This window comes from Streptosporangium sp. NPDC049248 (assembly GCF_040678965.1).
Lineage (GTDB): Bacteria > Actinomycetota > Actinomycetes > Streptosporangiales > Streptosporangiaceae > Streptosporangium > Streptosporangium fukuiense.
In genome coordinates, this window is record NZ_JBFAQY010000002.1 from 50,433 (window position 1) to 76,748 (window position 26,316).

Annotated in this window: 26 protein-coding genes and 1 pseudogene; 8 read left to right on the forward strand and 19 right to left on the reverse strand. The window is 68.8% G+C overall.

The features are described from left to right. Positions 1 to 71: 71 nt before the first annotated feature. The 3 genes from AB0K21_RS04155 to AB0K21_RS04165 form a co-directional block, all read right to left on the reverse strand. Positions 72 to 449: a hypothetical protein gene (locus AB0K21_RS04155; RefSeq protein ID WP_343966639.1), complete on the reverse strand. Its 378-nt coding sequence runs from the start codon at positions 447 to 449 to the stop codon at positions 72 to 74. Beyond that, positions 446 to 688, reverse strand: a complete 243-nt coding sequence (locus tag AB0K21_RS04160; protein ID WP_343966641.1) for a hypothetical protein — start codon at positions 686 to 688, stop codon at positions 446 to 448. Before AB0K21_RS04160 ends, AB0K21_RS04155 begins: the two co-directional genes overlap by 4 nt. A 163-nt stretch (positions 689 to 851) precedes the next feature. After that, positions 852 to 2,894, reverse strand: a complete 2,043-nt coding sequence (locus AB0K21_RS04165; protein WP_364147699.1) for a cellulose binding domain-containing protein — start codon at positions 2,892 to 2,894, stop codon at positions 852 to 854. 294 nt (positions 2,895 to 3,188) lie between these two features. Between AB0K21_RS04165 and arfB (AB0K21_RS04170) the strand changes: the two genes are divergently transcribed. Continuing rightward, the gene (gene arfB, locus AB0K21_RS04170; RefSeq protein ID WP_343966645.1) at positions 3,189 to 3,611 is read left to right on the forward strand and encodes an alternative ribosome rescue aminoacyl-tRNA hydrolase ArfB; all 423 of its coding nucleotides are present in this window, start codon (positions 3,189 to 3,191) and stop codon (positions 3,609 to 3,611) included. A 135-nt stretch (positions 3,612 to 3,746) separates the two neighbouring features. On the opposite strand, the gene AB0K21_RS04175 is transcribed toward arfB (AB0K21_RS04170), so the two are convergent. From AB0K21_RS04175 to AB0K21_RS04215, 9 genes are all read right to left on the reverse strand, one after another. Next, positions 3,747 to 4,481, reverse strand: coding sequence for a hypothetical protein (locus tag AB0K21_RS04175; RefSeq protein ID WP_364147702.1), 735 nt, complete (start codon positions 4,479 to 4,481; stop codon positions 3,747 to 3,749). 187 nt (positions 4,482 to 4,668) lie between these two features. After that, positions 4,669 to 7,347, reverse strand: a complete 2,679-nt coding sequence (locus AB0K21_RS04180) for a Gfo/Idh/MocA family oxidoreductase (RefSeq protein WP_364148365.1) — start codon at positions 7,345 to 7,347, stop codon at positions 4,669 to 4,671. Positions 7,348 to 7,417: 70 nt separating this feature from the next. Beyond that, positions 7,418 to 8,479, reverse strand: a complete 1,062-nt coding sequence (locus AB0K21_RS04185; RefSeq protein WP_364147705.1) for a phosphotransferase — start codon at positions 8,477 to 8,479, stop codon at positions 7,418 to 7,420. Then, positions 8,464 to 9,639, reverse strand: coding sequence for a glycosyltransferase (locus AB0K21_RS04190; RefSeq protein WP_364147708.1), 1,176 nt, complete (start codon positions 9,637 to 9,639; stop codon positions 8,464 to 8,466). Before AB0K21_RS04190 ends, AB0K21_RS04185 begins: the two co-directional genes overlap by 16 nt. A gap of 23 nt (positions 9,640 to 9,662) precedes the next feature. Beyond that, complete coding sequence (locus tag AB0K21_RS04195) at positions 9,663 to 10,460, reverse strand: hypothetical protein (protein ID WP_343966656.1); 798 nt, start codon at positions 10,458 to 10,460, stop codon at positions 9,663 to 9,665. Further along, positions 10,457 to 11,164, reverse strand: a complete 708-nt coding sequence (locus AB0K21_RS04200; RefSeq protein WP_364147711.1) for a hypothetical protein — start codon at positions 11,162 to 11,164, stop codon at positions 10,457 to 10,459. The genes AB0K21_RS04195 and AB0K21_RS04200 overlap by 4 nt, the downstream gene beginning before the upstream one ends. 193 nt (positions 11,165 to 11,357) lie before the next feature. Then, positions 11,358 to 12,077, reverse strand: coding sequence for an HAD family hydrolase (locus AB0K21_RS04205; protein WP_343966660.1), 720 nt, complete (start codon positions 12,075 to 12,077; stop codon positions 11,358 to 11,360). Continuing rightward, positions 12,074 to 12,943, reverse strand: a complete 870-nt coding sequence (locus AB0K21_RS04210) for a hypothetical protein (RefSeq protein WP_343966662.1) — start codon at positions 12,941 to 12,943, stop codon at positions 12,074 to 12,076. Before AB0K21_RS04210 ends, AB0K21_RS04205 begins: the two co-directional genes overlap by 4 nt. Next, positions 12,940 to 14,025, reverse strand: a complete 1,086-nt coding sequence (locus AB0K21_RS04215; protein WP_364147715.1) for a hypothetical protein — start codon at positions 14,023 to 14,025, stop codon at positions 12,940 to 12,942. The genes AB0K21_RS04210 and AB0K21_RS04215 overlap by 4 nt, the downstream gene beginning before the upstream one ends. 313 nt (positions 14,026 to 14,338) lie before the next feature. On the opposite strand from AB0K21_RS04215, the gene AB0K21_RS04220 reads away from it, so the two are divergent. From AB0K21_RS04220 to arfB (AB0K21_RS04230), 3 genes and pseudogenes are all read left to right on the forward strand, one after another. Further along, positions 14,339 to 15,658, forward strand: coding sequence for a hypothetical protein (locus AB0K21_RS04220; RefSeq protein ID WP_343966671.1), 1,320 nt, complete (start codon positions 14,339 to 14,341; stop codon positions 15,656 to 15,658). Positions 15,659 to 15,871: 213 nt separating this feature from the next. Next, entirely contained in the window at positions 15,872 to 16,264 is a 393-nt protein-coding gene (locus AB0K21_RS04225) for an ISAs1 family transposase (protein ID WP_343966700.1), read from the forward strand. Positions 16,265 to 16,455: 191 nt separating this feature from the next. Further along, positions 16,456 to 16,797 (forward strand): annotated as a pseudogene (arfB, locus tag AB0K21_RS04230) (alternative ribosome rescue aminoacyl-tRNA hydrolase ArfB); the annotation flags it as partial. Positions 16,798 to 16,886: 89 nt separating this feature from the next. Here the strand turns inward: arfB (AB0K21_RS04230) and AB0K21_RS04235 are convergent. After that, positions 16,887 to 17,381: an NUDIX domain-containing protein gene (locus AB0K21_RS04235; RefSeq protein WP_364147718.1), complete on the reverse strand. Its 495-nt coding sequence runs from the start codon at positions 17,379 to 17,381 to the stop codon at positions 16,887 to 16,889. Positions 17,382 to 17,553: 172 nt separating this feature from the next. Here AB0K21_RS04235 and AB0K21_RS04240 point away from each other — a divergent pair, with 172 nt between their 5' ends. Next, complete coding sequence (locus tag AB0K21_RS04240; protein ID WP_343966673.1) at positions 17,554 to 17,997, forward strand: NUDIX domain-containing protein; 444 nt, start codon at positions 17,554 to 17,556, stop codon at positions 17,995 to 17,997. Positions 17,998 to 18,091: 94 nt separating this feature from the next. Here AB0K21_RS04240 and AB0K21_RS04245 read toward each other — a convergent pair whose 3' ends face one another. The 4 genes from AB0K21_RS04245 to AB0K21_RS04260 all read right to left on the reverse strand — a co-directional run bounded on the left by AB0K21_RS04245 (position 18,092) and on the right by AB0K21_RS04260 (position 21,130). Further along, positions 18,092 to 18,724 carry a hypothetical protein gene (locus AB0K21_RS04245; RefSeq protein ID WP_364147721.1) on the reverse strand — a complete coding sequence of 211 codons (633 nt, stop codon included), beginning with the start codon at positions 18,722 to 18,724 and terminating at the stop codon, positions 18,092 to 18,094. Between the two features lie 79 nt (positions 18,725 to 18,803). Then, positions 18,804 to 19,586 carry an HAD-IIA family hydrolase gene (locus AB0K21_RS04250; protein ID WP_343966677.1) on the reverse strand — a complete coding sequence of 261 codons (783 nt, stop codon included), beginning with the start codon at positions 19,584 to 19,586 and terminating at the stop codon, positions 18,804 to 18,806. 188 nt (positions 19,587 to 19,774) lie between these two features. Continuing rightward, entirely contained in the window at positions 19,775 to 20,206 is a 432-nt protein-coding gene (locus tag AB0K21_RS04255; RefSeq protein WP_343966679.1) for a nuclear transport factor 2 family protein, read from the reverse strand. A 24-nt stretch (positions 20,207 to 20,230) separates the two neighbouring features. Continuing rightward, on the reverse strand, positions 20,231 to 21,130 hold the full coding sequence (locus AB0K21_RS04260; RefSeq protein WP_343966682.1) for a TIGR03619 family F420-dependent LLM class oxidoreductase: 900 nt from the start codon (positions 21,128 to 21,130) through the stop codon (positions 20,231 to 20,233). 58 nt (positions 21,131 to 21,188) lie between these two features. On the opposite strand from AB0K21_RS04260, the gene AB0K21_RS04265 reads away from it, so the two are divergent. After that, entirely contained in the window at positions 21,189 to 22,082 is an 894-nt protein-coding gene (locus AB0K21_RS04265; protein ID WP_364147726.1) for an aminoglycoside phosphotransferase family protein, read from the forward strand. Between the two features lie 45 nt (positions 22,083 to 22,127). After that, positions 22,128 to 22,421 (forward strand): zf-TFIIB domain-containing protein, encoded by a 294-nt coding sequence (locus AB0K21_RS04270; RefSeq protein ID WP_343966686.1) that lies wholly within the window; start codon positions 22,128 to 22,130, stop codon positions 22,419 to 22,421. An 80-nt stretch (positions 22,422 to 22,501) separates the two neighbouring features. Here the strand turns inward: AB0K21_RS04270 and AB0K21_RS04275 are convergent, their stop codons facing one another. Further along, the gene (locus AB0K21_RS04275) at positions 22,502 to 23,479 is read right to left on the reverse strand and encodes a hypothetical protein (RefSeq protein WP_343966688.1); all 978 of its coding nucleotides are present in this window, start codon (positions 23,477 to 23,479) and stop codon (positions 22,502 to 22,504) included. Positions 23,480 to 24,110: 631 nt separating this feature from the next. Here AB0K21_RS04275 and AB0K21_RS04280 point away from each other — a divergent pair. Beyond that, positions 24,111 to 24,542, forward strand: a complete 432-nt coding sequence (locus AB0K21_RS04280) for a hypothetical protein (RefSeq protein WP_364147731.1) — start codon at positions 24,111 to 24,113, stop codon at positions 24,540 to 24,542. A 266-nt stretch (positions 24,543 to 24,808) separates the two neighbouring features. Here AB0K21_RS04280 and AB0K21_RS04285 read toward each other — a convergent pair whose 3' ends face one another. Next, the gene (locus AB0K21_RS04285; protein WP_364147733.1) at positions 24,809 to 26,260 is read right to left on the reverse strand and encodes a phosphatase PAP2 family protein; all 1,452 of its coding nucleotides are present in this window, start codon (positions 26,258 to 26,260) and stop codon (positions 24,809 to 24,811) included. Between the last annotated feature and the right edge of the window lie 56 nt (positions 26,261 to 26,316).

The window sequence follows — 26,316 nt, forward strand, 5'->3', positions numbered from 1 at the left end:
GCGGCGTGCGAGCGGCTCACGCCACCCCTCTATGTCCTGATTAATCGTGACACAGAGGGGTTCGATAACCGTCAGGCGCCGACCTTTAACTGGTGGACGCGCTGCTTGGACAGGCCCATGACACGTGCCGCGTCCGGCTCCGACCAGTGGCTCGTGAGCACCTTTGCAGCCTTGACGGCCAGTTCCGCGACGCGCTTGGTGTGAGCTTCGGCCAACTCCTTCTCACGGCTGTATTCGGCCACCACCGCGGCCACGTCCTCGGGCAGATCGAAGACGAACTCCACGCCAGGGGTGTTCTCAGGCCAGGCCCAGGTGTGAATCTCCGCCAAGTCACGCTCCAACTGCGACAAGGAGCGGGCCACACCGACTCCTTCCACCTCCCCGGTGGGGCAGCGCGAGACCCATCGCTCGTTCTCAAAGGTGACGACATAGGTGATCGTCTTGCTCATCGGCTCATCCTTTCTGTGACCGCCTCTAGGCGCTTGAGGGCTTCACGGAAGAGCTCCGGGTCACGATCCGGGTCGGCAGGGATCATGACGGGAACCGAGATGATGCCATCCTTGATCACACGCAGCGCGCACATGTCGCCCTTGAGGTGGTACAGCCAATCAGCTGTGGCGCCTACGGCGGCCACAATCGCTGCTACCTCGGCGAGCTGGCGCATGTGTGGTGGAGGAACTTCGGTCACGCCTGTGAGAATACTCCACTAGGAGGCAGGCTCCTAGTGGAGTAGGAAGTTGCATCGTGTCGAGGCCCTCTCACAGTCGTCGCGATCGTCCTGAACCAGAAAACGATCAACGCGAAGAGGCGCACCGAACGAGACAACGAAGTCTCTCATGCCAGGGAGCGCGTCACCGCGTCGTGCAGACGGTTCCGTTGAGGGTGAAGACGGTGGGAAGGACGTTCGGGCCGCTGTAGTTGCCGACGAAGCCGATCGTGGTCGACGCGCCGGTGGGCAGCGAGCCGTTGCCGGGCTCGTTGACGACCTTGACGTTCGAGCCGTTCTGCGTCCAGACCGCGCTCCAGCCGCTGCCCAGGCTCTGCCACGTCCTGGGCCAGTCGAAGTTCAGAGTCCAGCCGTTGATCGGCGCGCCGTTGTTGACGATGTCGATGGCGCCGACGTAGCCGCTGCCCCAGTCCGACTGGTCGGTCAGCCGGACCGCGCAGGAACTGGAGGCGGGCGTGCCGGTCGTGAAGGTGAGAGGCGGCGAGGCCGGCGAGACACCGCCGCCGCTGTCCCGCGCGATCACGTTGACCGTGTAGCGCGTGCCCTGCTTGAGGTTGCCGACGGTGAAGGAGTTGCCCGCGGTCTCACCGAGCTGCTCGCCGACGGCTCCGTTGTGGCGGTGGACCTCGTACTTCACGACCGGACGCGTCCCGGCGGAGGCGGCGGGCCAGGAGATCACGGCGGTCCTGTCCGTCACGTTCGAGACCGTCGGCTGCCCCGGCGCACCCGGCAACCCGGTCTGGGCCGAGGCGGGACGCACCACGATCGTGGTCAGCGACAGCGGCGGCAGCGTCCGGCTGGTCGCGCTCCCCGAGGTCGAGCCGGCGATGTCGGTGGCGCCGTTGGTGTGGGTCAGCACGGCCGGCGCCCCGGAGGCCGGGTTGAAACCGGAGTAGTCGATCGTGACGGGGAGCGACGTGTCGGACGAGGTGTTGATCAACAGGACCGCCAGATCGCCGTTGGGGCGGCGGACGGCATGCGCGCTGACCTTCGCCTGGTCGCTGGCGGCCCCGACGAACCGATCGCCTGGCCGGGCGAACACGCTCATCATCCGCAGCGCGTAGTAGGGCGCGAAGGGCGTGTTCAGCGCCGGCTCGCACACGCTGCCGTCGGAGGTGCACGTCCCGCTCGACAGCAGGCCGAAATCGCCGTAGTCGGTATGTCCCTCGACCTCCGTGACCTTGCCGATGCCGTTGCGGGTGTTCCACCAGTCGACGGTGAACACGCCGTTCGCGAGAAGCGTCGCGTAGGCGTCGGCGGCGGCGAGCGCACCGGGCTGGGTGTTCGTGCCGTTGCTGTTGCTCCCGGTGTTGAACTCGGTCATCGAGATGCCGATCCGCTCCGACCCGGGGCCCGCGTACTCGGCGATCTGCCGGCGGGTGAGATGGATCATGTCGGGGACCTGGCCGGCCTTGTCGAAGCCGCCGGGGTACCAGTGCAGGATCACAAAGTCGATCTTCGGTCCGGCGATCGACAGGACCACCTTGTTCCAGGTTCCTTCGTCGCCGCCGCCGACCAGCCCGTCGGGCCAGTTGGCGGGCGTGGTCAGAACCGCACCGATCTTGATGCCCGGGTCGACCGCCTTCATCGCGTCGGCGTACGCGACGACGTGGCGGGCGTACTCGGCCGGGCTCTTGTCGGCGTGGTCGTCGGCCTCCCAGGGGTCGCCGTAGTGGCCGTTGCCGTAGTTCTCGTTGCCGATCTCCCAGTACTTGACGCCGTAGGACTTGGTGACGTTGGCGTAGCGGACCCAGGCGGCGGCCTCGGCGGCGGTGCCGGTGCCGTAGTTGGCGGTCACCATCGCCTGCGCCCCGGTGCGCCGCACACCGCGCATGAAGGTGTCGAAGTCGGTGTTGGGAGCCACGTAGCCGCCGGGAGCGGTGTGGTCGGCCCAGTGGTAGATGTCGGAGTAGGAGCCGCCGGGATAGCGCAGCAGCTTCACACCCGCGCCCTTGAGCAGGTCGGCGGTCTCGTCGGTGCCCAGCTGGCTGTCCCAGATCGCATGGTTGGTACCGATACCGGTTTCGGGGACGGCGGCGAGTGCGGCACGTGCGTTGACGGTCACCGTGACCGGGGTGACATCGTCGGCGGCGTACGCGGTGGGAACGTTCAGGGCGGCCAGCGTCAGCAGGACGGCGGACGCGATCCGTAACGGGACTTTGGGCATCGGCACACCTCGTCATGGGTAGCGATATTCAATCGACGCCCCCTCCTGACCAGGGAGGCACCATGATCTTGTGGGCTGGCGCCACGCGCGTCAACCGCCGGTGAAAGTTTCAGTCGGTACGGCTGTCATGGCGCTCACCGACCCCGCGCGACCTGCGGTTTCTCCGATCCGGGAGCGGCGCCGAGGGACGGGCGATCATCGACCACGGAGAAACGGGGCATAAAACCGGTTGATCCACGCTTGTGACTCCTCGGTACGCTGGAAGCACACCCCCGTGAGAAGGAAGTCATCGCCATGCCCGGTCCGCTCCAGGTCAGCGGTTCGGTCTCGGTCCCCGAGGCCGAGCTCAGCTGGCGCTTCTCCCGTTCCTCGGGCCCCGGCGGTCAGGGGGTCAACACCACCGACAGCCGGGTCGAGCTCAGCTTCGACCTGGCCGCCACCGAGGCGCTCGGAGAGGCCCTCAGGACCCGGGCCCTCGAACGCCTCGCCCCCCGCCTGGTGAACGGCGTGATCACTATCGCCGCCTCGGAGTTCCGCTCCCAGCTGCGCAACCGCGAGGCCGCCCAGATGCGCCTGGCCCAGCTGCTCCGCGAGGCGATCGCCCCGCCCCCCAAGAAGCGCCGCCCGACCAAACCGAGCAGGGGCGCGATCGAACGGCGGATCACCGCCAAGAAACAACGCTCCGACCTCAAACGCCTGCGCAGGGACCACCACTGACCGAGTAGGCACGCTGAAGCGGTCCGGTTCGATGCAGGCAGGGCTTACCACGACTTCCATCGAGTTCGGCGCGGTCACACCGTAGCTGCCGTTACAAGCAGCGCCCCGCTCACTTCTCCAAGCCGGCGCGTTGTCTCATCTCCGCGACCGACTCGTATGGCTGATCGCCACGAGCATCGGGCCGAGCCTCCAGGTGCACAGCCACTCGAGCACCGGCATCGGCAGGGTTTCCGGAGCTTCAAGCAAAGTGCGGCGAAGGTCCGCGACAACGGGTAGTTCACTCGGCCGGGCGTCCATCGCCCGCCGGCACCGCTCACCGTCCCGCCACGCCTCATGGCTACTGTCCTCGATCATCGCGCAGACCGTGGCCACGATCGCAGGCCACGCCGGCATGCCCTTATGGTGAGTGCCGGAGAACAGCGCCTTGACGATTAGGTACGCGAGCAGGGCCTGGCGGCCGAAGTTCCCCTCCAACCCCATGAGCGCATTGGTGCGCCCCTTGACGTGCTTGCTGAAGGCACCGAGATACCCGTAGCCCATCTCTTGAAGCGTACGACCGCCTCCCGCCCAAGGGCGGTGGCGGTCCAGCACATGGTCTTCGAACTCCAGGAGTGCGAACCGGTCACCGGATCTCAGTGCCGCCACGGCCTGGCGGTGCAGGGCGGTGCTCTCGGCGAACATCTCCGGGTCATCCGGCCCCTTCCCGCGCATCCCTCCACCGGCATGCATGTCCTCCAGCGGAGAATTCCGCCACACATCGAGCACCAGACCCACAGCCGCCGCCGAGATGATCGATTCCCGGTCAGGGCCTATACCCTCGCGCTCCCACTTCGGCCACCTCTCCGAAAGATGCGCGACCATCGCGGCCAAATCATCCGATCCGGTCGCCCGGCTACTGGATTCCTGCTCTTGTCCAGTCATACTTTCCTCTCACCACGAAGGGCTGCACCTAGAATCGCCCACTATGAGAGATACCAATATCATCTGTCCATCGGGAAACATGCGCCGATTTCCGTGAAAACCCTTTTACCAATAAAAGCTAGGCATAAAGGCATGGCTACGGTTTCAGGGAGTGTTCGGGCCACCAGACGCGCAGGTGCTCGGCCAGCGCGGTGATGCGCCGCAACGGCCCCAGGTCCAGCGGTGGCAGCGGACGGAGACTGGTAAGCGCATCGGCGGCCTCGCGGATGGCCGTCCGCAGCGGGGAGTCCTTGATGACCTGGTCGTGTAGAACTTCGTCGTCACGTTCGGCGACGACGCGATGGTGGTTGCGATCCAGCTGCCATCCGTCAGCCGTGGTGACCGGGTCGAGGTGAACACTGATGCGGATGCGTCCGACGTGGACGGTGAGGTACCGGTGCCGGTCGTCAGCGAGACGGACTCCACGCCGCCACCCGCCCGTCACACCATCGGGGGTACGGCCCAGAACGACTGCGGAGCCGGTGATGCTGGAATGCAGCTCCACAGGAACCAAGGCGTCGCCGACGCGGAGCGTGGTGTGCTCGGTAAGGGTCGACACGAATAGCCTGGGATCGTAGATAGCGCGCAGCGTCGCCTGCCGTGGATCCGTGGCCAGATAGGCGGCTAAGTCGTCAGCGGGCAAAAGGCGGCGAAGCACGGCGAGCATATGTAGCCACTCGTAACCGAGCACTCCGTAAGAGCGGTCAACGAACCGACCGTCGGCAATGTCGGCGCTTCGGTCCTTGGTAAAGGTGATCCCGATGTGGCGCAGCGAGGCGCCGGGCTCGTACGCCTTGATGAGGTCAGCGACGACACCGAGCGCGCGAGCATGCCGGTACTGGTCGATGACCATGACACGAGCGGTCGGGTGCTCGTCGAGCAGGCGGATGAGCGCGTCGATCTCATGGCTCTGACAGGCGGGTTTCTCCAGCAGGACCCGCGCGCCCGGGTCGTGAGTAAGGATCGAGCGCAGCACCGGCAGGTGGTCTGCGGTGGGGCAGCACACCGACCACAGATCGACGTCGGCTGCGACCGGCCGCGGGAGTTCGTCGACGCCGTGACAGAAGGTGCGGCACCCCTTCGGCAGGTCCTGGTGTTTGGGGTCCAGAATCATCAGTTGGGCGCCGGCGTCGGTGAGGAACTGGGCGTGCAGGCGTCCGGCGGCGCCGTAGCCGATCACACACGCCGTCATTCCCGCCAGTGGCTCGGATCCGATCGGGGCGAGCTGGGCGGGTGCGCCGATGGTCAGGTAGGTGTCGTAGTAGGCGTCGTACAGCCCCGAGGAGGTGATGATGTCGTCAACGAGGTCAGTGTGCACTCCGGCCGGGATGGTGCCGACGCGGGCGCAGAGGGCTTTCGCGGCGAGGAGTGTCCCGGCCCGGTAGGCATCGTAGCCCTGGTTGGGGATGGCATCGGCTTCGAACAGGTTGAGAGAGCGGCCGTCGCCGAGGACCGTCACCTGGGCGCCGTCCCGCAACCGGTAGCGTCGGCCAATCCCAGGAATCTCCGTCGCCGACTCGGCGAGGGCGGGGTCAATCGCTAGGACTGCGAAGTCTTTTGTGGCGTAAGGGGCGAGGACCACACCATCGGGCAGGGCGCCCACCGCTTCCGCTGTTAGCGCGTCTTCGCCGGTTGTGCCAATCAGCAGGAAAGGCCGCACCGCGTGCAATGCGTCCACGGCGGTGCGGTAGGTGGGGTGACCGGCCTCGGCGGCGGCGATGAGGGCGAGCGGGTCGGGATCGACGATGTGAACCTGGCAGCCTTGGGCCCGCAATGCAGCCGCCAGCCGGGAGCCGAGGGTGCCATAGCCGAGGACGAGGACCGTACGACCGATGACTTTCATCGCGGGCAGCAGTGCTCGCAGCCGCCGCAGGCACGAGTCAGCGATCTCCGGGTAGCCGAGGTTCGTCTTCAGCGCTGAGCGGGCCAGATTGAGAACCGGGATGCCGAGCGGCCCGGCCGCGGTGATGCGCTTGAGGCCGGAAACGGTCAACTCCAGCGCCGCGTCCACTCGGTGGGGTGAGTCGGCGCGGCCGTACCCGTGAGCGAGCAGGCCGCCATCGTCGATGACGAGCACCTTCCGACTGGCAGCGTGGGCGGCATCGATGAACGCGTCCACGTCGGCGAAAGCTTGGGCGAGGTCGTCGGCATGGCTGTTGGGCGCGTTGATCGCGGTGTTGTCAAGCAGGCCGCTGCGGCATCCCTGGGCCAGGAGCGTGGCGTGGACGCGGTCGCGGTTGTAGGTGCGGTCGCCTTTGGCCAGCGCATAGATCCACTCGGGAGGCACGCCGGCTTGTTGGACCGCCATGAGGAAGGCGAGGGTGTTCTCCACGAAATGATCGCGGAAGATCACGGCCCAGCCGCCGAGGTGCGGGGCAGGGGTGGCGTAGCGGGCGAGCAGCGGCATGCTCGCGATGATCTGTTCCAGCTCGGCCGGGTCGTAACAACGTAGCCGGGCCCGCAGCCACACCCGTAGATCTGCGGCGGCCTCCTGCCCGCCTGGATGCACGTCGAGAAGGATCTCGACCGACTCCTGGGCGGGCAGGACGTGGCTGAGCGTGTTGGGCCGGTCCGGGATGTAGGGGTGCCAGCGCATGGCGACGTGAGGGGTGTCGTCAGTGCCGGCCAGGAGCATGCTGTCCGGACCTGTCTGATGAACGCGCAGGCCATGGCGTTCGGCGAGCCCGGCCACGCCGAGGAGTAAGGCTTCGGGCGGGATCGGCCCACGGAGGATGTCCCAGGTCGCTCGGGTAACGGGCGTGGGCACGGTGTCCATGGTCACGGGGATCTCCCTTGGTGTCGTGGAAATTCAGATTCGCGTCGCCAATGTGGGTGGCGAGTATCGATCAGGTGCCGACCAGTTCGGCCAGGAGCGCGTCTATCGCGGCTAGCTCGGACAGCAGAGTGTTCGCCGCCTGGTGGCGCAGTAACCAGAAGTCATCCAGATCGTCCTGGAACAGGCCGGGCTTGAGGTAGTGCTGTTTGACCCCGTACAGGCTTTTCAGCAACTGCAGCAGTGCGACCCGGCCGCAGGCGCGCACGTCCACGCCCGGCACGCCCAGGTGTGCCTGTCGGTAGGCACTTACGAAGGTCGCGGCGGCGTCCAGCCAGTTGTCTTCCCCAGTGACGATGTTGGGATAGAAGGCCATGCGGCCCAGGTCGTAGGCGAGTAGGAACGGGTCGGGCGGCCGGAAGTCCAGCACCGCCGACAGCGTCTCCCCGGTGAACAGGAGGTTTACCGGGGAGTAGTCACCGTGCAGGACCTGCATGGTCAGCTCCCCGGGAAGGTCGGCGAGGAGTTCCGGAATGCGAGCGAGCATGTCGCGGCGTTCCAGAAGGGTGCGTTGTGCCTCGGCATCGAACCTGTCCCCGATCCCGGCACGGACACGGTCGGCGATGATGTCGAGAAGCTGGTCGATTGTCGCCGCGAGGTCGTCGATATCCATGCCGCGCCAATGTTCCACGGCGGGCGCGGCCGGGACGGGATAGTCGGCGAACAGGGTATGGATACGGCCCAGGGCGGTGCCGGCGGCGGCGAGCTGGGCGGACGACAGGCGCGTGACGACCTGGCCAGATGCCCATTCCCACACCGACACCGACAGCGGCCTGCTGCTGTCGATGACGTCGCCTGCCTGGTTGAGCAACACCTGCGCGCCGGGGATACCCGCTTCCAACGCCCGGGCCGACAGCGCGATGGCTTCTCGCTCGGCGAACAGATCGGTGCCGCCGGGGTAGTTCTTAACGAACACCTCTTGGTCGTCGTCGCACACGACACGAAAATTGATGGTGCCCTGTCCGATGGGCAGCTGCGTGATGGTGCGCGCTGCCAGCCCGTAGGCACCGGCTAGGGCGGCGGCGACGTGGTCGCCCCGCTCGGACTCCGGGTTACCGTTCATGGAATTGAGCACGATGAGGTCTCCTTATGGGGTGGCGGGACAAGCGGCCGCGAAATACGGTGACGCGGATCGGGGAGATTAGTCACGGTGTCCGAGTCCGGCCCGCTGAAGGGGTCGTTCGGGCCGATGAGTTGCTCGAAAATCCGCTGATAGGTCGCGGTAACGAGCCGCCACCCGGCGGTGCCATCACCTGGTGACCGCCGAGCACGGGGCCCGGCTTGGCGACTTGCGTTCTCGGCGGCGGCCAGGACTCGGCCAGGACCTTCACCCGGTGGGTAGAGCCACGCTGGGGAGTTCGCCGTCATCTCGGCGATGGCGGGCAGGTCCGGGGCGACGACAGGGGTGCAGAACGCCAGTGCGGTGCTCACCGAGCCGGGGTACAGGACGCGGGTGAAGACCTCCCATGATCCATCGACCCGGTAGGGGCACAGCGCGGCATCGGCAGCTTGATACAGGCGATGCACATGTTCAGGCGGTATCCGCTCCGGATGAACGTGGACGCGGCCTCCGCTCGTGACCACTACGGCTGCGAGGTCAGCGGCCAAGGCGTCGTCGCGACACGGCCCGGTGATGAGCAGGTGCGCCCTCCGAGTATGCGCGGTGAACGCCTTCACGACAGCGGGCAGCCCCTTATAGGGGACCAGGTTTCCCACGACCAGCACCGAGAATGGGGCGTCGCGTAGCCGGCGGACCAGGGCACGTACCGGCTCCGATGCCGGGGGGACGCTCTTAGGGACGCTCAGCCCTGCCCACCCGGCCACGACGATCGGCGCCTTGGTGAGCCGGGCCAGGTGCAGCGCGTCAGAGCGGGTGTGGGTGAGCACCGCGTCCGCGATGCCAAGGACACCGAGCGCGGCGCACCAGTCGGCCTCCCGTGGCGCCCCACCGTCGATGGGCAGCAGGTTGTGGACCGTCCACACGATGCGCCACCCGCCGTCACGCAGTGCCTGCAATTGCTCAAGCAGAGCCTTGGCCGCAGTGAGGGTCCGCTGCCCGTCTGGATCCCGGCACAGGCGCTTGAGCCGGTGCAGGTTGATCACTCCGGGCTGAGCAGGGTGTTCGGGCAGGGCGTCGAGGGTGGAGACGAACCCGAGTGGGAGGCCAGGCGGGGCGTTCCGGTGTAACTCGGCGAAGTACGGGCTCGGCCAGGCCGGATAGTCGGTGACTGCCACCCACCCTCCAATCGGTGAGCTGCTCACTGTGGCTCCAGGGCTGCGGTCAGCCGCGCCCACCAGGCGATGGCAGCCCGGTAGCGGATCAGGCATTCGGCTGGACTCCGGTCTGGGCCGGTCCACTCCACGGCGACCTCCAAACACTGCCCGGACCGGATGCGGTCGGCGGCCATGGCCGCGATAACGGCGTGCCCTGGCGCGTCCAGTCCGGTTCCCGGATCGGACAGATGTAGTACCTCTGCGTGATCGAGGACCGGCCCCAGCCATGCGGGGAACCGGGTGTCAGCGGGGAGCGCGGCGGCGAGCTGCGCGGTGTCGGCCAGCAGCCTCACCGAAGGGCAGGATTCCACCAGGTCGATCAGTGGCCGGAACGCGTCCGGGGCCAACCATCCGGGATGGTGCGGCTCCACCAGCAGCCGTATCGGGCTGTAGGCCAGGACTGACAGGTCCGCTCCTCCTGCCAGTACGGGTGCGGTCAGTGGGGTGCGGGCCGGTAGCCGCACCCAGCCCGCACCGAGCATGACCGCTGATTCGGCGAGCTCGACCAGGTCGCGAGCTGCCCGGGTGCGGGCGGAAACGTCACCGGTGAGCAGATCAGCCAGGTCGACATCGGCGGTGACCCCGGTGATCGGCACCGTTGCCTCGGCGGCCTTCCGCCACCGCCGTATCATCGCCGTCGGCTGGGCGGCCAGGTCAATGCCGCGGGTGCCGCCGCGCAGGTGCAGGAACGGGATCTTGGTGCGGACGGCCCAGGTCAGCAGATTGGGGACGTTCAGGCCGCGAACCGAGATGCTATACAGCCCGATCGGCGTGGCGTTCATGATTGCTCCCACGAGAAGATCACAACGGGTGCGGCGGGGCGCCCGGTGCCGTCGAGAGTGGCGTACACGGCGGGTGCGGCCTCGCCGGGCACGATCCGGCACCAGCCGTCGACCAGGTGCGGGTCCAGATGCCACATCAGCCAGGCCACCGCCGTGGTGTACGCGTCCCGGTAACAGGCAAGGCCCCCGGTGAGCTCGTGCATGCCGACGACCGTCCACCCGGCTCGGTGCAGGCCGAGCGTCGGCAACTGCGACATCGGGTCAGGGGTGCCGAGCAGGCCCAGGATGCCGCCCTTCGCAAGCAGGCCCGCAGCGCGGTGCGGTATCCCGGCAGCATCCACGACCATGCCTGCGCTGTGCTGCTCGACGGCGGCGACGCACTCCACCCTGGGCACGCGGCCGATCGGGGCGTCTGGCCGGGAGGTCAGCACCCGAATCCGAGTGGCACCCCGACGACACAACTCCAGGGCGCAGCCGAGCGCGACCGGCCTGGAGCCGACCAGCACGACGTCGTCCAGGTCGGTCCGGTCGGGTAGCCGGTCCAGACCGAGCACCGCCAGTTGCTGGAACCTCGCCAGCGCGGCAGCCTGTGGGCGAGTGCCGGGCGGCGTCGTGAGCACACCGTCGGCGGAGGTGTCGAACGCGGCACCATGCGGCACGGCCGCCAGCACCCACCCGCTCGACAGGTCACCGCCGAACGTCATGTATCCAGCGTCGCGGGAGCCGACGGACCCGCAGGTGGCACGGAGGTGACGGCGTTCGGTGCCTGGACTGAGCACGCTGAACCGAGCCGGGATCATCCCATCCGGAACAGCGGTGGCAGGCAGCAGATGAGCTCGACCGTCGGTGAGACGGATCCGAGGACTCGCGCACCGGCACCGTGCGGGGTGGGTGAGATCAGTGGGCATGGAGACTCTCCAGGTAAGCGGGCAACTCGCTCAGGTGAGCGATCACACCAATGCGTGGGTCCAGCCCGGATGGGCGCCCATCCGGGCTGATCAGGACCGCGCGCATCCCATGGGCGAGCGGGCCGACGGCGTCCTTGGCCTGGGTGTCGCCGACGAACAGAATCTCCTGCGGCGGGCAACCGGCAGCCTCAATCACGGCGGCGTAGAACCACGGGTGCGGCTTGCGGACACCGAGTGTGCTCGACAGCACCAGCACCTCGAAGCAGTCTTCGATGCGGGCTCGTCGCAGAGTGGCGCGGCGCACGCTCTCAGGACGCTGGGTGTCGCAGGCCAGCAAGCACACCAGGCCCGCCTCGTACAGGTTTCGCAGCGTGTGAGCAGCCATCGGATCGATGTCGGCGTCCGGGAGGGTGGTAAACACCGACTGCGCGAGAGCCACCGGGTCGTCCAGCCGTACCCCGCTCTCCAAGGCGGCCAGACGCAGCAGCTCGGCGAACGACGTCTGCTCGTGGCGCGGCTGGTCAGCGATGCGCGCCCGGCGTACCACTTCCTCAAAGGCAGTGGCGAACCCGTCGGGGATCACTGGACCGCTCAGCTCGCGCAGGATCCAGGCCACGGTCGCGGCGTCCGGGCTGGGTCCTGGACAGGCGACGGTACCGCCGAAGTCCACTGCCAGCGCGGTCACTTTCACCGGCTTCGTCTTCCTCATGCTGACCACCGATCCTCGAACAGCTGCTCGATGCGAGAGGCGATGTCGTGCGGGGTACCGCGCACGGCGTAGAAGCCGACCGAGCTGGTCAAGGCGTGCGCGTACCCGATCCGCTGCCGCTGGGCGTGCTCGTCCTCCAGCATCCGCAGCGGCTCCTCTCCAGCGTCGAGGAGCCGGTCGAGCAGGTGCCCGCTGGTACGCAGCCACGCCGTGGCCGCCGTATGCCGGTCCACTCTTTCCAGCACGCCACCTACCGCGAAAGGGTCTGCGTTCATGGATACGAGCACCGCAGCCCTGACCGGTACTCGCCCCGGTCCAGCGGTCACCGTGTCGCTTCGACGCAGGTCGACGATGTCTGGACCAATCTCGGGCAGGTCCAGATCAGGAAACCAGCGACGCACCGCGCCTCGTCGTCCGAGGATGGCGCTGGTGCCGCCTCGCACGGCGGGCCCGCTGTCGGCGGTGACGTCGACCAGGGTCACGTCACCAGCCAGCCACCGCCAGCCGCGAGCCGCGAGCGCCAGTCCTGCCAAGGTCTTGCCCGCGCCGTGGCCGCCGAGCAACAGCACCGCCCCCTGACCGGACCTGGCCGCCGCAACCGCATGCACGCACACGGTTGCGGCGGCCAAGTGGACCACATGCAGGTGTGCGTTGATCACCCGGCGGGCGTCTGGCGGGGTGTCCGGGACCGCCACCCCCTGGACCACTGGGCGATCGCCGGGGTGCAGCAGCTCGATGGAGGCACCGGGTACGTGTGGCGCGATATGCGGCCACGCCGCGATGACGTTGTCACTGGCGGCAACGGCCAGAGAGCGACCGGCACTGGACACGATCACCACACGGCGAGCGGTGGTTTCCGTCCTCACTGGACCGTCACCTCCAGCAGCGTGGCCAGCGACTCCCACACCGGGGCATGCGGCAGATCCCGCAGGTGAGGAACCATCAGCCGAACGACGGATGCCTCGGTCGGCACTGCCCTCCATTCCTGCGCAGGTCCGCCGGCCCTGCCCGGGGTCGGACCGTCGGTCAGCCCGAACAGGTCGCTGGAGTACAGCCGTTGCCCTGGAACATCTGCCGCCCACGCCAGCACCGCCTCCGCCTCGGCCTGCTCCAGCCGGATGGCGCGCATTGGCCGGCCCTTTCCCTCGACGGGCTCGGGAACCACGTGCACCACCGCGCCCAGCCGCGCCGGTGGCGCCCAGTCAACGACAGCCCGGTGCTCGCCGGGAGTGAACAGCACTCGCCGTCGCCATGTCCCGGCCACCATCCGCCGCTGCTCCACCCCACCGGCGGGTGCGGCCAGCTCCGTGGGGATGCCGACCTGGGTCGGCCATCCGGCGACGATCCCATCCGGCCCGACCATCACCAGGTCGTCAGCCATGAACTGAGCGCCCAGCTCATCGCAGGCGCGGTATGCCAGCGTGGACTTGCCGCCACGGCTACCCGCCACGAACAGCACCACCACCCCGTTCAGGGTCACCGCGGAGGCATGCAGCATCCGCCATCCGCCATCGAACATCCGCGAGGAGAAGAACAGCCGGGCCAGCCAGTCGGGCCAGCGCCGGGCCGTACCCTCGTCAGGGACGACGACGCGGGTGGTACGCCGGGCCCGGTCGACCTCCAGCAGTGCCGCGGCGCTACCGGGCCGGTAACGGCCCAGCAGGCGCAGCAGACCGTCCCCCGTGCCGACCACAGCCAGGCGGGGGCCGCCATGCGGGGAGGCCAGCACGGGCCGATCGGCGAACAGCGCGTCGACGTCGCCCTGCAGTTGGTCGTGCTCATCGCGTTCGACAAGGATCGTCCAGTCCACCCCTGGGCTGGCAACATCCACCGCGCACGGCGGCACCATAACCGTGGTCACGCCCGCCACCAGGTTGGGGTCGCCGACAACACGCAGCCGCCACGGGGCCAACAGCAGATCCACCGCCCGCTCTGGGGCTGCGGCCACGGCTCCTGGCAGCCAGGGCGCCCCCGGGAAACCTCCAGTGGGATGCTTACCGGTCTCGGGCGTGAAGGCAACTGCACTGACCTGGGGGTCTACCACGGAAAACTCCTTCCCTGGCGGGCGCGAAGCGACGAAGGATGGCCACCACCCGCCACCTCGCGTTACACTTCGCGCTCAGTCGATTACGTTCCGATCCCAGTGAAGGGCGTAACCGTTCGCCCGGGTAGGGCTTTGGATATTGGATGGTTTTGGAACCTCGATGCGTGTTGAGAAGTAGCGCGAGGGGATGGACATGCCGAGACAACGCCGTCATCCGGTGAGCAACATCGCACTGCAGGAGGCAATTGCGGCCGCCGGAAAGCCATACGCGAAGGTCGCTGAAACAATCAATGCCGTCGGGGCGGAAAACGGCCGGGCTATGTACTACGACGCGGCCGCGATCGCACACTGGCTTTCGGGGACAGTCCCGATGGCGGGGACGATTCCCATCATCGTCGAGACATTCACGCGGCTGCTCGGCCACGACCTCACCGCGCCTGACCTCGGATGGCCGCACATCGAAGCGGTATCCGAAGAACCTTGGGGCGGCGACCCTGTGACCTGGGTGGCTCGTCTAGGGAAGGACGACATGCTCAACCGGCGATCATTGCTCACCACCGGCCTTTATTCGCTCGCTGCGCTGAACTTGCCGACCGAACCGCACATCATCACCGCCCGCTCCGGCGAACCACGCCGAGCAGGCGCCTCCGACGTGGAGCGGATCCGCACGATGTGCGGCCAGTTCTCCACCGCCGACGACCTGTTCGGCGGCGGGCACGCGCGTGCCGCAGTGCTGGCCTACCTCATCCACGAGGTCGCACCGCTGTTGCACGGCACCACCGGCCGAGCACGCCCCGAACTGTTCACGGCCGCATCCCAAATGACTTATCTGGCCGCTTTCATGGCCTCCGATGCCGGAGACGCCGCCGGGCTGGCCCAGCGTTACTACATTCAGGCCATACGACTCGCCGAGGAAGCCGGCGATCCGACCGCGAAGGCGACCGCCCTGCGAGGACTCGCAACCCAAGCCGTCGAACTCGGTCACCCCACCCGGGCCGTCGACCTCGCCGAGGCCGCAGCCTCAACATTAAGCGGCGGATGCCCGGCCCGTGCCCGTGCGTGGATGGCGGGTATGTGCGCCGACGCACATGCCGCCAACGGCAACACCAGAGCCGCGCTCAACGCGTTACGCCAGGCCGAAGTGAATCTGGATCGCGCCGACTCCGTTCCCGAAGCCCAATGGACAGGCGCCTACCGTCGCGCCTCCCTGGAGCACCAGACCGGGACTGCCCTCGCCCAGCTCGCGGATCTCCCCGCTGCCGAACGACACCTCAGCAACTCCGTTCGTGCCCGCCACGGTGGAGAACGCCGCTCCCGTGTGCTCATCGCCTCCCGGCTCGCCGGCCTGCAGGTCCGACGCCGCTGCCCCGACACAGCCGCCGCCACCATTTTGGAACTGCGGGAAGATCTTCCGCTGCTCACATCTGGAAGAGTCAAGAACGAACTCACCCGGCTGCGGTCTGCCTGGGTTCCCGCCAGAACCAACCCCGCCGTCGGCAGAGCCGACCGGCTCATCTCCTCCCTGGCCAATCGCTGATCTCGCCACGGCGTGCCGGGCTGATCTACATCTTCGCCAGGACAACACCACCATCTGCGTCCGCCACCGGATCACCACCGCCCCGATACCTCGGCAGATGATCAGCAGCAGCCGCAGCCCCTGGTCATCCTGTGTGTCATGGACCCGTGTTCATTCAGCATGCGCTCTTCATGACGGCACGATGTTGTCCGGCGCAGCGGCCGGCTCAAGTCCCTGCCCTGGCGCCAGGCCTTCCTCAACGACCGCACCGACGAACAAGCCCACGGCCGCCGCGAGATCCGCCGCATGAAGATCTGCACCGCCCGGCCCGATCTGCCCTTCCCCCACGCCGCCCAGGCCATCCAGATCAAACACCGCCGCACCGACCGCACGACCGGCAAGACCACCATCGTCACGATCTACGCGATCACCAGCCTGCGGCCCGACCGGATCACCCACACCCACCTCGCCGCACTGATCCGCGGCCACTGGAGCATCGAGGCCCTGCACCACATCCGCGACGTCACCTACCGCGAAGACGCCTCCCGTGTCCGGACCGGCGCCGCGCCCCGGATCATGGCGAGCCTGCGCAACCTGGCCGTCGGCCTGGCCCGCCTGATCGGCTGAACCAACATCGCCGCTGCGACCGACCACTACCGCAGCCACCCTGCCGACGGTCTTCAGCTACTCGGTCTCACAACATGAGAACGCTTCGGCCCTGCCTCCGCATGGCTAGCGCCGATCGGGTCACTTCGAGCCCCCGCCGCTAAAGACATGCTCCCGAGAATGACAGCTGAGGCCAGGGCCACTCGAGAGGCCCCGGCGGTCAGGGGGTCAACACCACCGACAGCCGGGTCGAGCTCAGCTTCGACCTGGCCGCCACCGAGGCGCTCGGAGAGGCCCTCAGGACCCGGGCCCTCGAACGCCTCGCCCCCCGCCTGGTGAACGGCGTGATCACTATCGCCGCCTCGGAGTTCCGCTCCCAGCTGCGCAACCGCGAGGCCGCCCAGATGCGCCTGGCCCAGCTGCTCCGCGAGGCGATCGCCCCGCCCCCCAAGAAGCGCCGCCCGACCAAACCGAGCAGGGGCGCGATCGAACGGCGGATCACCGCCAAGAAACAACGCTCCGACCTCAAACGCCTGCGCAGGGACCACCATTAGGGGCTGTCCTGGACTCCCTTCTCCCACGCGCGCGGGTAATCTGCAGGTTCGCATCGCTTTTCTCGCCATCGGCGGCCGGAGTGTGAGGTTCACAGGCCGAGCGACACCGGCCTGCCCGGAACCCCACCGGCGATCAGCGCGGCCAACGGTGAGGCGAGGTCGCGGGGCGAGAACAGCTCGGCACCGCGGTAGTCGGCGATGTCTCGCAGCCGCCACCAGCGGAAGCCGTCGATGTTCTCGGTGGCGAGTTCGTCGTCGGACATCGCGCCTCGGGGCTGGAACGACGCGGTGCGGACCAGGAAGTAGTCGTTGACCACGCCGTCGTAGCCTGCCGCATGTCCGGGTGCGACGACCCGCTGGTGCCATACATGCGGCGGGTCGGAGTCGACCGCCAGCCCTATCTCTTCACGCAGCTCGCGGCGCAGTGCGGCAAGCGGGGTCTCGTCGCGCTCGACGCCTCCGCCGGGAGCGGCCCAAACGACCGTTCCGGCCGGCTCGGGAATGGTCAGGCGACACAGCAGGATGCGGTCGTCCCTGTCGAGAACGACCGCCCTGACTGAGTGACGCAGGTTCAACGAAGACATCCGGGCAGGCTATCCGTCGGCCAGTGAACCACACGACCCCTTGGAATCGATCATGGTGGTGTGCTGTTCAGGCTGCTGCGGCTTCGAAGTCGGCGGGACTACGCTCGCGAGGTCATCCGTTCCGGACCCCGGATGCGGATCGCGTCGCCGGGTCGGTGACACAATGGACCCCATGCCTGAGGTGCCGAGTGTTCGCGCCGTCCTCCTCGACGACGACCGGCTGGTGGTCTTCCGGCGTACGGTCCCCGGTAAGGAGCTCTACTGGTCCGTCCCCGGCGGCCATGTCGAGCCCGAGGACGCCTCGCTGGAGCACACCCTGCACCGCGAGGTCATGGAGGAGCTGGGCGCCGTGGTCTCCGGCGTCACCCCGCTGACCACCCTGGAATGCGTGCGCGACGAGGGGATCAAGACCCAGCACGTCTACGGCTGCCGCCTGGTCTCGATGGATCTCGCGCTGCGCTGCGGCCCGGAGTTCGAGGACCCCGCCCGTGGCCGGTACGAGGTGGTGCGGCTCCCGCTCGACCCGGCCGAGATCTCCGCCATCAACCTCGTCCCCCCGGAGCTCGGCACCTACCTCACGGACACCGTCACCCTGCTGCCCGGCCTGATCGCCTGATCCTTCCCGTCCTCGGAGCGGATCGGGCCGTGGCGGAGGGCTTCTCACGAACGTTCGGGGGGAATCCGGAACGGGTGACGGCGCCCGCCGAAGGTCAGGTCCGGCGGTCCTCCATCTCCCACAGGTGGTCGATGACGTGCCAGGCGACGCGACGGGCGGCGTAGCGGACCGGCCAGCCGCCGGGGACCGGTGGCCGTCCGTCGGAGGGCCGGGACAGCACCTCGGCGAGGTCGGCGCGCATCGCCGCCAGGTCCGCGGGCTCGCGCAGTGGCTTGTGGCGGACGCCGACCTTGCGGGCGTACGCGCGCTCGGCCTCGACCACGTGGGAGACCATCTTGTCGCGGTCCCTGCCACCGCCGCGCGGCCCCTTGCGCAGCTCCTCCGGAGAGACGGCGGCGGCCTCGTCGAAGAGCTTCCAGGCCGCCTCGACCAACGCGACGGCCCGGGCTGCCTCCGCCTCGCCGACCGGTTCGGCGTCGAGCGAGGGGATCGCCTCGATGGCCCCGAAGTCCGTGGTGGTGCCGCCCCTGGCCCGCTCCACCACCACCGGGTCCGCCGGTTCGAAGAGCAGCCCCGCCCGCTCCGCGACGACCCGGTAGCGCGGCGCGTACGTCACCAGCGCCTCCAGCGCCTCCTCCTCGGATCTGCCGATCCGGCACCAGCCCGGCCACTCCGCCGAGCAGGCGAAGACTTTCTTGGCGCCGATCTCCAGGTAAACACGTGTCATGCGCGACAGCATGGCATCCATACCTGACAGATCACGGCAGGAATGTGCGCCGCTGGACGCCCCACCCGGCGGACAGGCTCTAGTCGATCAGCTCGATCAGGTCGGCGATCGAGTCGACCACCCGGGAGGGGCGGAACGGGTAGCGGTCGATCTGGTTCCTGCTGACGACCCCGGTGAGCACCAGGATCGTGTGCAGCCCCGCCTCCATGCCGGAGACGATGTCGGTGTCCATCCGGTCGCCGATCATGGCGGTGCTCTCGCTGTGGCCGTCGATGGCCCGCAACGCGCTGCGCATCATCATCGGGTTGGGCTTGCCCACGAAGTAGGGCTCCACCCCGGTCGCCTTGGTGATCATCGCGGCGACCGCGCCGCAGGCGGGCAGCGATCCCTCGCTGGACGGGCCGATCGGATCGGGGTTGGTGGCGATGAACCGGGCGCCGCCCTCGATCAGCCGGATCGCCCGGGTGATCTGGGTGAAGCTGTAGGTGCGGGTCTCGCCGAGGACCACGTAGTCGGGGGCGATGTCGGTCAGCACGTAGCCGATCTCGTGCAGGGCCGTGGTCAGGCCCGCCTCCCCGACCACGTAGGCCGAGCCCCCGGGACGCTGGCCGTCCAGGAACCTGGCGGTGGCCAGCGCGGAGGTCCAGATCGACTCCGGCGGGACCTCCAGACCGGCCGCGCGCAGCCGCACGGCGAGATCGCGCGGGGTGTATATCGAGTTGTTGGTCAACACCAGGAACCGCTTGCCGGACTCGCGCAGCCGGCGGATGAACTCGTCTGCACCGGGGACCGGACGCCCTTCATGGACGAGGACCCCGTCCATGTCCGACAGCCAGCACTCGATCGGCTTGCGCTCGTCCACCGTTCTCCCCTGTTCCGGCCGTACATGTACGAGAACCAGGATGGCAGGACAAGGCCGACAATGCGCCATCAGGCCCGTACATTGGAGCATCGCGCAGTTGAACGGCCCCTACCCGTTCCGGCTCCGGCCCCTGTCCACTGAGTCTGCCGTGGCGGGGAACGGCGGGCGAAAGGCCCAGGGGCCGTGGCCTAGCACACGGTCCGCCAGGTCTGTTCCTCGATCAGTTCTCTGCTCCGCCAGCCGTACATGGTGCGGACCAGGCGGTGGTGGTACCAGCCTCCGCCACGGACGAGCCCTGCGGCGTCGGCGGCGATCATGTCCCTGGACGGCGCGAGCGTGTCGGTGAACGAGGCGGTGACCGCCGCCTCGTCCCCGTCGAACCTGATGGTCATCGCCCCGATCAGGTGCTGGCGTCCCGGCCAGGTCGGCAGCACCTCGGCGAGCCATCGCCGCGCCTCGTCCCTGCTGCCCCTGATGCCGCCCGCCGAGGTGTAGTCGATCACCGCGTCCGGGGTGAAGACCAGGTCGAGCCGTTCCCAGTCCCCGGTGTCCACCGCGTAGGCGTATCTGGCGAGCAACTCGCCGATCTCCAGCCGGTCCGCCATCTCCTGTGCCCTCATGCCCCTATCGAACCAAACGCTTGCTCAGGGCGCGAGTGCCTCCAGCGCCGACTCCGCCCTGCGCATCGACTCCTCGGGGTCGGCGTCGGGCGATCCGATCTCCGGATCGAAGTTGAGGTCGTGGAAGACGTCGGTGACGCCCTTGGCCGCGAGCCTGTCCACGTCCTGCCTGATCTCCTCGAACGAGCCGGTCAGCGGCTCTCGGCCGGCCGCCCCCGAGGGCCGGATGCGGGTGACGCCCCGGGTGACGAAGCGCAGCGCCTCCGGATCGCGCCCGGCGTCACGAGCCGCCTCCCTGACGATGGAGATCTTCTTGTCGATCTCGTCGAGGTCCTCGCGGCTCGAACTGATCCAGCCGTCCGCCAGCCGCCCGACCCGCCTCAGCGCCACCTCCGCCGACCCGCCCAGCAGGATCGGCGGCACGGTGGGCGGCTTGGGCTCCTGGTACGCGGCCGGCAGCTGGTAGAACTCGCCGCTGTGCTCCACGACCTCCTCGGTCCACAGGCGCCGCAGCAGCGGGACGAACTCCTCCCCGCGCCGTCCGCGCCGCTCGAACGACGCCCCCGAGGCGGCGAACTCCTCGGGCAGCCAGCCCAGCCCGAGTCCCACGTCCAGCCGCCCGCCGGAGACCGCCTGCAGGCTGGCCAGCTGCTTGGCCAGCAGCGCGGGCGAGGCGAACGGGATGTTGAGCACCGCGACCCCGAGCCTGATCCGGCTCGTCAACCCCGCCAGGTAGGCGAGCGTGACCACCGGGTCGTGCACGCTGCGGTAGATCGGGCCCATCTGGTGGCCCTGCGGATAGAGCAGACGTTGAAAGGTCCACACCTCGTGGTAACCGAGTTCCTCGGCCCTACGGGCGACCCGCGTCATGTTGCCCGGCGTCGCCCATGATCCCGACACCGGCACCGCAAAACCGATCCTCATATCCCGTACTTTATGCGGCTGCCCGGCAAGATCCTGGATCGAGTGGTTCACTTGCCCGGTGGACAGCGATGACCTGATCGACACATTACGCCGGATCGGCGTCGAGTACGGCGGTGTGGCCGGCACCGTGCTGCCGACCAGACCAGACGTGATCATCATGCGGGCCGGCTCCGTCGTGGTCAAGGCGCACGCGCCGGGGGCGGAGCGGGAACCGCTGGTGGAGCGGATGCGGGCCGCCGCCCACCCGGCGCTGCGCCAGATCATGCTCCAGCCGGTGACCGAGGAGGTCATCACCGCCGGGGATCGGCTGGTCACCGTCTGGCCGGCCGGGACTCCGGTGGATCCCGAGGATCCCGACGCGGCGCCCTGGGAGGCCGCCGCCCGGCTGCTGGCACGGCTGCACGCCGTACCCGCGCGGACCCTGCCCCCGCTGAGGGAGGCGGGAGGGCCGGGCCGGGTGGCCGCGACCGTCGCCCGCCTGGGTGACCGCTCCGCCGCCGAGCTGACGGTACGCCGGGCCTTCACCTGCCTGCCCTCCCCCTCCACGGGCCCCGGTGGCCTGACCCACGGCGACTGGCACATGGGCCAGATGGTCCGCGCGCCGGACGAGTGGATCCTCATCGACATCGACGACCTGGGCGTCGGCGACCAGGCGTGGGACCTGTCCAGGCCCGCCGCCTGGTTCGCGGCCGGGCTGCTGGAACCGCAGGTGTGGCACCGTTTCCTGGACGCCTACCGCGCCGCGGGCGGGGTCGCCGTCTCGCCGGACGGCGACCCGTGGGAGCGGCTGGAGATTCCGGCGCAGGCGATGACCGTACAGCTCGCGGCGGCGGCGGTGTCCGCCGCCGGGCGGGCGGGGCGCCCGCTGGACGAGGTCGAGGAGATTCTCGTCGAGGCGTGCCTGAGAATTGTCCGGCACAGAAGCACCTGCCATGCTGTGCCCACGCAGTAGGTTGTGGTTACTCGGTAATCACGCCCGAACAAGGAGACCAGCCAGATGCAGTGCCCCAAGTGCCGGGGCGCCATGCGCACCTACGAGCGCAACGGCGTCCACATCGACCAGTGTGAGAGCTGTCGCGGAATCTTCCTGGACTACGGCGAGCTCGAGACGCTGACCCGCATGGAGAGCCAGTGGTCACAGCAGTCCCACGCTGCTCCGCCGCCTCCTCCGCCGCCGCCGCCCGTGCACGGCGCTCCCGGCTACGGCGCTCCCGCCTGGGGTGCACCGCACCACGGTCACTACGGTCACCACCGCCAGCGCAGCTGGGTGGGAATGCTCTTCTCGACCTGATCTGAGCCGGGGAACACAGAGACCGCGATCTCACGACGAGATCGCGGTCTTCGCGTCCGTGGGGGCCGGCGGGGCGAGTGTCAGCTGGGGAAGTCGCCCGGCTTGATCCGCTTCGGCTTCACATTGCCTCCGGTGACGGAGTGCAGGGTGATCTTCCAGTTGGTCCAGCGGGTCTGGGCCGCGGTGTAGACGGTGCGGAACCGTACGGACTTGCCGAACTGCTCGAACCGGCACGACCTGGTGAAACTACGGGCCTTGGAGTCCCAGTCCTCGCCAAAGGTGTAGTAGACCTTGTAGCTGCCGTCCCGCACCCCCTGGATCTTGAAATTCGACTTCTTGCGGACGTACACGGTGACGGCCTTCCGCTTGCCGCGCACCAGGACGATGACGGCGTCCTGCCGGGTGCCGTTGCTCAGCTGGAGATAGGCGCGACTCGGACGGCCCTCGGAGGCGATGAACCTGCCGTTGGACAGCCGGCGGGTGCGCTGCTTGGGCGCCTTGACCGAGATGACGCTCGCCGGATAACCGCTCAGCCCGTCGGCCGCCTTCTCCACGTCGGACAGCTTCCCCGCCCTGTCCATGCCGGTCAGCACGGCGGGTCCGGTGCAGAACCGCTGTTCCTCGGCGTCCTGGCGGGCGCCTCCGAAGTCGGTCGACAGGGTGCGCAGGGCCTCGACGTAGTCGTCGTGCTGGACCTTCACCTCCGGAGGAGGGGCCAGCTCGGCCAGTCGGGTCACCGCGCCGTCCACCGCGGCGGAGGTCTGCTCCAGCCGCTTGTCGAGGGTCTTCAGCCCGCCGGTCGCGGCCAGCTTCTTCACCGCGTCACGCACCGGGCCGCGCGCCTGCTCCAACTCGGCCCGGTACTCCTCGGGCGTCAGCGTCACGGGGGCGGGTGAGCCGGTGGGCGGCGCGGAGACCTGGCCGCCGGCCCCCTGGCCCACCCCTGCCACACCACCCGCGGTGGCCGGGCCGGACACCTTCTCATCCGAGGAGGCGGTGCAGGCGGTCAGGGCCACCAGGGTTGCCACGGCACAGGCGAGGAAACGGGGGGTAGTCACTCACCAAACTATTGCCGTATCGCTCATTGTCCGTCAAACCGCGCCAAGGAACGGCAGGTCATGGAATCCCGAACCGGTTTCGGGTGCTTCGCGGTGGCCGATATGGCGGCGCGAGGTCATGTCCGCCACCACGGACGGGACAACATGATCTACCCCCGCCCCACCTGAAGAGCCGGAGGTCGATATGTCCCCTCATACCGACCAGTACGGGTGAACATCCTCGCCCCGGCTCCCGCCGGAATGCACGGAAGAAACTCCGGGAAGCCCGGGTGCTTACCTAAACCAGGTTTTTCACCTCCGAAGGCCACCCACCCCGTGAGGAGTTCCCGGAAAACCATGCCGCCGGATCAGGAGATCTTTGGAAACAACTACCCTCGTCACCGGAGGCGTAGCTCAGAGTGATTAAACGCCTTTGATTAATTCTTGTCAGGAACCCTAGAGCAATCAGACTGAACCGCTACCTTTGCCTCCCTGAGATGACCGTTCTCGCACTTCGCACCTAGCGTGAGTCAGATCCAGACGCCGTACGGGTGTCGTCCCAGATACCGGTCAGGCGTCTCACCAACCCGGGTATCTCCCAGGGTTCCACCGATTCGGCAGGGAGTGATCTCTCATGATCATCCTTAGGAACATGCTCGCAGCTGGCGCGATGGTCGTCTCAACCCTCGCCGCCCCCGTAGCGCTGTCGGCCCAGCCCGCCAGCGCGGGCACCGTGGCCCAGAAGGCCGTCACGACCACCCTCGTCTCCGCTGAGAAACCCTGCAGGTTCCATAACAATCCCGCGAGATGCTTCGCCAGGCGCGGCGGCGGTGGTGGAGGCGGCGGTGGCGGCGGTGGCGGCGGTGGCGGCGGTGGCGGTGGCGGCGGAGGCGGCGGAGGCGGCGCCAATGTCAGCAACGTCAACACCAACACCAACGTCATCGGCGGCGGAGGCGGAGGCGGCGGCGGAGGCGGCGGCCCCCGTGGCGGCGGAGGCGGCGGCGGAGGCGGCGGCAACACCGGCGGAGGCGGCGGTGGTGGTGGCGGAGGCGGCGGAGGCGGAGGCGGCGGCGGTGGCGGCTGATCCACGGAGAGCATCGCCAAAGGCACCCGGCACCGTACGTGCCAAGCGATGAATCACTGAGAACCTCCCCGGCCCGAAGGCCGGGGAGTCCTCCATCGCGTCGGATCAAGCCGCGGGGGAGGGCGGAAACACCGGCCCCCACGACCGGGCCGGTTCCGGCCGCGGGGGCGTCGGCGGATCGGAGGCTTCCGCGCCGGCCGCCCTGGGCGCCGACGCCCGCCGCCGACGGCGGGGATCCCGATCACGGTCGAGACGTCACCCGGATCTCAGCCGGACGGCCGGACCACGAGGAGCGAACGCGGGCGCTTGGTGAACTCCGCCTCGCCCGTGACCGTGAACGTCTCACCGTCACGCGCCAGCGACAGCCGGCCCGAGGGGGCGGAAAGGCACAGCGTGTCGGCCTGCCACTGCTGGTAGTGGCGTGAGAGCTTCACCCTTGCGGCCAGCAGGCTGAGGAACACCCGTACCCGGGGCAGCCGGTCGGCGGCGGCGAGCACGCGGATGTCCAGCAGACCGTCCTCCAGACGCTGCCGCCTGGCGGGGGCACCACCGCGTGCCTCGTAACGGCAGTTGCCCACGAACACCGTCCAGACACGTCTGGGCACACCGTCCACGATGAGATCCACCGGCCGCGCGCCCCCGGGGCCGAGTACCTCGGCCAGGGCCCAGAACAACGCGGGCCACGTACCGATCCGGCTCTGCCGTCGCTCCCTGCTCTCCGCCAGTGCCTGATAGAGGCCCACACTGACGGAGTTGACGAACGTCCGGCCCGCGACCTCACCGACGTCGACGGCCACGAGGTCACCGTTGCGGTACGCCTCGGCCGCCTCCTGCGCGGTCTCGACTCCGAGTGCGCGGGCGAATCGGCCGCGGACGCCCGTGGGGACGACCAGCAGCGGGGTCGCCGCACCCGCCGCCTCCTGTGCCGCGAGGTTGACCACGGCGTCCCCGCCGGCCACCGCGAGCACCTTGGCCCGCGAAGCCGCCTCCCGCACGGCGGCCCCGAGGTCGGCACCCGGCGCCACCTCGACGACCTCGGCCCGGGGCAGGGCCGCGCGTAGCGTCTCCGCCGTTCCCGCCACGGCGTCGGCCGCGCCGTCGACCACGGCGACCGTCCCCTCGCCTGCCGGGTCGAGCAGCGCGGAGGGCGCCGTGAGGGCGGCGCGGGCGTGCCCCGCCTCTGCGGCGTCGGGCCAGATGCGGCGGGTGACCAGTCCCGCCGCCACGCCGATCCCGGCTCCCGCGAGCACGTCGCCCGGATAGTGCACGCCGGTGTAGACGCGGGAGAAGCAGACGGCGGCCGCGAGAAGCGCGACGGGGACCGCGACCGCGCGAGGCGCCTCCATGGCCACGGCCGCGGCGAAGGCGGCGGCCGAGGCGGAGTGGCCCGAGGGGAACGACGCCGAGGTGGGCATCTTGATCAGCCGGGCGAGCGGGAGTCCTTCCGCCGACGGCCGGCTCCGGCGGAAGGCCTGCTTGCCGACCAGGTTGACCAGCGGGCTGGCCAGGCTGACCGCGAGCAGCCCTCTGGTCGCGGCGCGGCGCAACGGCCGGCGCCCGCTGACCGCGAACGCTCCGGCCACCCCGGCCCACAGCAGGGAGTTGTCCGCCGCGCGTGACAGCGCGGGTACGACACGTTCAAGACCGGGCAACCTCGCGCTCGCCACCATGGCGAACACCCTCCGGTCCAGCCTGCTCAGCCGCGAGCTCAACCGCATGCGTCACACCCTCCCGCGACGACGAAGAACGACGACAGACGAACGGACAGTCATTC